This window comes from Sphingobacterium arenae, assembly GCF_014692505.1.
Lineage (GTDB): Bacteria > Bacteroidota > Bacteroidia > Sphingobacteriales > Sphingobacteriaceae > Sphingobacterium > Sphingobacterium arenae.
This window is the reverse complement of sequence record NZ_JACNYK010000002.1, coordinates 1375438-1381917: the sequence shown is the minus strand read 5'-3', so window position 1 is coordinate 1381917 and position 6480 is coordinate 1375438. Positions and strand designations below refer to the sequence as shown.

General features: G+C 41.1%; 5 protein-coding genes. 3 read left to right on the top strand and 2 right to left on the bottom strand.

The genetic code is table 11. From position 1 onward, the window contains the following. From H8B17_RS12255 to H8B17_RS12245, 3 genes are all read left to right on the top strand, one after another. Nucleotides 1–332: DHHA1 domain-containing protein (locus H8B17_RS12255; protein ID WP_223816515.1), on the top strand; the 332-nt coding region annotated here is incomplete at its 5' end. Between the two features lie 5 nt (nt 333–337). After that, on the top strand, nt 338–1432 hold the full coding sequence (locus H8B17_RS12250) for a TlpA disulfide reductase family protein (RefSeq protein WP_190309434.1): 1095 nt from the start codon (nt 338–340) through the stop codon (nt 1430–1432). Between the two features lie 95 nt (nt 1433–1527). Next, nucleotides 1528–2217, top strand: coding sequence for a response regulator transcription factor (locus H8B17_RS12245; RefSeq protein WP_190309433.1), 690 nt, complete (start codon nt 1528–1530; stop codon nt 2215–2217). A 44-nt stretch (nt 2218–2261) separates the two neighbouring features. Here the strand turns inward: H8B17_RS12245 and H8B17_RS12240 are convergent, their stop codons facing one another. Further along, entirely contained in the window at nt 2262–4070 is a 1809-nt protein-coding gene (locus tag H8B17_RS12240; protein WP_190309432.1) for a glycoside hydrolase family 15 protein, read from the bottom strand. Nucleotides 4071–4081: 11 nt separating this feature from the next. After that, nucleotides 4082–6304, bottom strand: coding sequence for a bifunctional alpha,alpha-trehalose-phosphate synthase (UDP-forming)/trehalose-phosphatase (locus H8B17_RS12235; RefSeq protein WP_190309431.1), 2223 nt, complete (start codon nt 6302–6304; stop codon nt 4082–4084). Nucleotides 6305–6480 lie beyond the last annotated feature (176 nt).

Sequence of the window (6480 nt, the reverse complement as noted above, 5' to 3'; positions counted from 1 at the left end):
AGCAGCTGGATGGGGTCAATTTTTTATCACTGATCGTTGACCTTCCTAATACGGATGCGGTGAAAACATTGGCTTATGCTTTGAAAGGAGGGTTGGAGAACGCGTTCGTTGTTTTGGGCGCGGATATAGACGGAAAACCGAGCTTAACGGTCATGATTTCAGATCAGCTGGCGAAAGAACGTGGATGGAATGCCGGGGCGATTGTGAAGGATTTGGCAAAAGATATTCAAGGCGGCGGCGGCGGACAGCCGTTCTTTGCTACGGCCGGAGGGAAATTGGTCGAGGGACTCCCCAAGGCGATTGCCCGGGCGAAGGATTTCGTGAAAAAATAATAGAAATGAAGAGCACAGTAGGTTTACTTTTTGCATTGGTTGCAGTATGTTGGGGGTGTTCCAATAAGGATGTAATTCGGATATCAGGATACATTGATAACCCAGGGAACGTAAAAGTTATTTCATTTTACGAAGGCGACAGAAAGTTGGATTCTGTTTATCTTGCCGATGGTAACAAGTTTAAATTTGAGCGTCAGGCTACACAACCTCGCTTGCTTTCTGTCGTGATCGGGAATAATAAGTTTCCGGTTATTCTAATGCCTAGTGAACCCCTGGAATTTGTTGCCGATATGCACCAGCCGGAGGATTATCGAGTGGAGGGATCTGCGTTAACCACCGCGTTAAAAGAATTTGCTCCCTATCAACGTCGGAAAGATTTTGTACAGGATTCTTTACAAGGGGCATTTGCAAAAGCAACCTTAAATAAATCGGCGGAAGAGATAGAAAGTTTACGTTTTGACTATCTAACGGAGTTTAAATCGAAGTTGTCGGCATATACGCAGCAGGCTGTCGTATTTGCGGAGCAAAATAAGAATCTCGCAGGGTTTTATGCTATGAGCACCCTCGATCCGGAGATTGCTGAATCAGAGATTATCGCATACGCAGATGAAATTGAAGATAAATTTCTCGATAATCGGTATGTTTCTCAATTTAAAGAAGAGACTAAGAAGTTAAAACGATTGGCTGTCGGGCAGCTAGCACCAGAGATTGAATCATTTACACCTACTAACAAATCCGTGAAACTTTCTGATTTCAGAGGACAATATGTATTGGTTGATTTTTGGGCCTCCTGGTGTGCACCGTGTAGACAGGAAAATCCCAATATAGTAAAGCAGTACCATGCGTTTAAAGATAGAGGGTTTACTGTCTTGGGCGTGTCGTTGGATAATAATCCGGGTAGTTGGATGCGTGCCATCGAAGCAGATCATTTAGAATGGACACAAGTTTCTGATCTGCAGGCGTGGAGTTCGGATTTGATTATAGATTACCGTATCAAAGCGATTCCGGCATCTTATTTAATAGGACCTGATGGGCAGATATTAGCCAAAAATTTACGGGGTAAGGCCTTAGCGGAATTCTTACAGCAAATTTTAAATTAAGAAGATATTTAACCACTGTTAAGTGATTAACAATTTGATAACATATCCTTAACTTTGTTTTACCATTTAGTACATAATTTAGCAAAAAAACAATAATGAATGCCAATCAAAAAATACTAGTGGTAGATGATGAACGAGATATCGTTGATTTAATATCCTATAGCCTAACGAAAGAGGGTTATCAAGTTTATCAAGCACATAATGGTAAAGAAGGGATAGAGGTTGCTAAGCAGGTTAATCCAGATTTAATTATTTTAGACGTCATGATGCCAGAAATGGATGGAATAGAAGCATGTAGATTAATGCGTTCTATGCCCGAGTTTAAACATACATTCATGGTGTTTCTTACCGCGCGCAGTGAAGAATATTCTGAAATAGCTGGCTTTAATGTAGGGGCTGATGACTACATTGCCAAGCCGATCAAACCACGTGCTTTAATGAGCCGCATCAATGCCATATTACGACGTAATAATACGGAAGCTGGAATTGATCAAGCAGATAAATTGGAGATTTTAGATTTGGTTATCGATAGGGATTCGTTTTTGGTATATCGAGATGATGAAAAGATTGTCTTGGCGAAGAAAGAATTTGAACTACTCTATCTATTGGCTTCAAAACCAAATAAAGTTTTTACGCGAGAACAGATACTTAAAGCCATTTGGGAAGATTCTGTGGTCGTTACGAATCGAACGATCGATGTGCACATTCGTAAACTTCGAGAAAAAATAGGAGATCATTATGTCGCTACGGTGAAGGGAGTAGGGTATAAATTTGAGATAGCATAACAAAGTTCCATCCGCCCCCAAAGAGGCGGATGGAACTTGTTATGCTATTCGTATAGGCTGTCAAAGAAGGTAGGCTTGTCCAATTTAACCGCGATACGATAAGCGGCGTTTATGAGCCCCACATGGCTGTAGGCTTGCGGAAAGTTACCCCATTGTGAACCGTCATCTTCATGAACATCCTCACTAAAAAGCATCAGGTGATTCGCAAATGATAGAAGCTGTTTAAATACTTCCTCTGCTTCTTTTAAGCGACCAACACAGGCCAACGCTTCCACATACCAGAATGCACATACCAGGAACGTCGATTTTGGCTTTCCGAAGTCGTCTTTATGCAGATAACGATAAAATAGACCATGTTTGCCTTTTAACTCCTTTTCCAGCTCCTGAAGATGCTTTTTTGCTTTTTCTGATGAAGGGTCTAAATAATTCATCATAATAAGTTGCAAGGTCGACGCATCTAAACTTTGACTTTCGCTGGCGTTGGTGTACACCTCTCTTGTGGAATCGTAGCAACTTTCTATATGTTTTTCTGCTTGTCGCCGGATGGCACTGGCTTGTTGCTCGATGTCTTCGAAACCATATTGTTTAGCAATCTTAAGCGCTGCCGTAGCGCCCGCCCATTGGAATAAATTGGAATAGCAATGACGATTTTGAAAATTTCTAAACTCCCATATTCCGGCATCTTTCTCATCAATGGTCTGTGACATTTTTTGAAGAATAAGAGACGTCCATGATTTTGCCGCATGTATGTTCTGATGTCGGAAACGGTGGTCAGAAAATAACGGAAGTAACGCAATAAGTGCCTGTCCGTATACATCATTCTGGATGTGTTCGGACGCTTGGTTGCCGACTCGGATAGGTTTATTACCTAAATAACCGTCTAAATACGGAATGGTATATTCTGCTAAATCGGATTCTCCCATAATGCCATACAATGGCTGCAGTCTACCTGTATCGTTTTGGGTAATATTAGCAATATACGATGCATATTTTTCCATTTCTTCAAATTGGCCTAAATGGCTGAGTGCTGTCAGTACGTAATAGCTATCACGCAACCAACAGAATCTGTAGTCCCAATTACGCCCTGATTCGGGATATTCTGGTAAACTTGTTGTACTGGCGGCAATAATTGCTCCGGTATCTTCATATTGGTGCATTTTGAGTGTTAGCGCAGATCGAATCACTTCTTTCTGATAGAACGCGGGTATAGAGGCGTTTTTTACCCATTTGTGCCAATAGGCCTTTGTGCGCAAGAGAAAATCCTCCGCCGTACGAACGATGGGGGCTTCAAATGGACTTCCGTAGGTCAGTATCAAATAAATCGGTTGGCTTAAGACATGGGTGTTGTCGTCAAAAAAATGACTGATCGGCATGTTGGTCGCCAGACGGATCTTAATATGTTCCATTTCAAATTGCACGTGGTTACTGCCCCGATACTTATGAAAGGCCTTACTGCCATATTCATAGGTGGGATCGCATATGACGCGGATTTTGGGATTACCGCGTAGCGGTTCAATTTTTCGGATAAGCGTTAGTGGTTTGTAATAACGTTCGTATTGTTCAAAGCGAGGCGCAAAATCTGTGACCTGATACACCCCATCTTTCGCTTCGATTTCGGTACACAAAATATTGGTGTTTTCCAGATAAAACTGTCGGTTGTTTAGCGGTGCTTCATAGGGTGAGACGCGGAAGGTCCCGCCTAAATTTTGATCCAATAAACTGCCAAATACAAAGGAGTCTTGAAAGGACGGCCAACATAGCCAGTTAATATTGGTGTCTTTTTCGATATGGGCGATATACGCGCAGTTGCCAATAATGCCCGAATTATACTTATGTCTTGTTGATTCTTTCATGCGCTTATTCTTTAATGATCTGTGTTGCTGTTTTCCTGCTGCGATTCCATTTGCTCTACAAAATGATAAATGAGTTTCACGGCGTCTTCTTGATTTTCAACGTAAAATTGTGCCTCCGACTTTTTGTTACCGACTTTTACGGTAAAGGCATCCGCAGGAAGTTCAATGAACATATCTTCATCAGTTACATCATCACCAATAGCGAAAATAAAGTCAGGCTTATAAGCGTTGACGATTTCTAAAGCAGCCATACCTTTATTCACTTCCCCATTTTTTACTTCAATTACTTTGTCTCCTTGAAGTAGTTGAAGTCCATGATGCGGGATGAGGTAGCGCAGTGCGTCGACGAGTTCTTGTGAACGTAGTTGACCTAAACCTTGTTGTGCTTTTCGATAGTGCCATGCCAAGGAATATGTTTTCTCTTCGATAGAAGCACCGGCTGTAATATTAGCAAATTTGGACATGATATGTTTTACGGGGATTTTCCACCGCGTCGAAAGCTGAGATCGTGGTATCCATTTGTGTGCTGGGTAATTCGTCCACGCTCCATGTTCTGCAACCAAATAATAATCTTTGCCTCCAAACCAACGTTCTAACGTATCTCGAGGACGGCCACTAATGATGACGATTTGATTTGAATCATCCGATTGTAGCTTTTCCAAAATACTGTATAATCCCGTTGTGGGGGCGGCAGCGTCGGCATCTTTATGAAAGCCGATTAACGTGCCATCGTAATCAAGGAAAAATAGCCGCTTTTGACTATTTTGGTATGCATTAAAAATTGTTTCCTTAACCTCTTCACGTACCTTTCGTGACATTTCATTTTTCTGAATGATTTTAATTTCACGTAATCGATTAAAAAATAACTTTACCCAATGGTTGATGTTAAATTTCCGGACAATTTCGATACTATCGTCCATTCGTTTTCGTTGCTCTTCCTCGGGCATCTGTAAAGCTTGTGCGATTGCATTGCTAATTTCATCGATGGCGTTTGGGTTAATCTGAATCGCATCTAATAGTTCTTTGGAAGCCCCTGCCAACTCACTTAATATCAACACTCCTAAACGGTTTTCTTTACTGGCAATGTATTCTTTGCATACCAGATTCATTCCGTCTCGGAGAGAGGTTACTAAACAAATGTCGGCAGCGGTATAAAGAGCGGACAATTCTTCAACAGGGTATGTATTATAATAATAAGCAATGGGTGTCCATTCGTTCGTGCCGTAGACGGCATTAATATGTCCGGCCATCCTATCTATTTCGTCGCGAAGCCGCTTATATTGAGGTACAGTATCTCGGGATGGTACAACCAGCATGTATAAGACAACTTGATTCTCGTATTCCGGCCAGTTGATCAGGAAGTTTTCAAACGCATGTAGTCGTTCCAATATACCTTTGCTGTAGTCTAGTCGGTCAATCGAGAGGATGATCTTACGGTTTTGATATTGCTCTTTTATGGAACTAGCAAGGGCTTGTACTTCCCGGCTGTCTGCGAGAGCGCTGAACTTGTTATAATCAATACCCATAGGATAAACTTCTACATAGACACTCCGATCGCCCACTTGTAATGAATTGTTTTTTATCGTGAGTCCGATAATGTGGGTACACGCGCCCAAGAAATGTTGTGTATCATTATAAGTGTGGAAAGCGATTAGGTCAGCACCTAACACGCCTTGTAGTAATTCATTTCGCCAAGGGATACATCGGAAGATTTCGTCGGGAGGAAAGGGGATGTGCTGAAAATAACCGATGGAAATTTTTTCGTCGTCTTGTCGGATTAATTTTGGCAGCAACATCAGTTGATAGTCATGAATCCAGATTTCATCTTTTGCGTTTAACTGTTGTTCCCATATCGTGTCACAAAATGTCTGATTTACCTCTTTGTAGTACGCCCAGTTTTCTTGGCGATATACGGCGTAGGACAGTCTGTGGTGAAAGATCGGCCATAATACTTCGTTTGAAAAACCTTCATAATACCCTTCTATCTGTTCTGTTGTAAGAAAAACGGGGATAAGGTTTAGTTCACTTAATTTTTCTTTAATAACCTCCTTTTCTTCTTCGGAATCCGGTATGTATCCTGGCCACCCGATCCATATATTGTTCTCTTTTTTATATATAGAGCCTAGTCCCGTCGCCAGACCTCCTTCGCTCGGAATAAATTTAAGTTCATCCTCATGTTTTTCAATACGTATTGGTAATCTATTTGATATAATTATCGTTCGTTTTTTATACATAGATATTTTTTAATATTAAAAATAATAATATAGGGAAAAAACTTCTAAAAAGCGTATAGAAGTTGTAAGAATAACGGATAGGAGGAGGGAATTGTTTTCGGAAATTATCTGTTTTACGCGCTTAAGCGTACCGGGCTTGAACTGTGCAGTTTCGTTTAAGGTTTAAAACAAGAAAA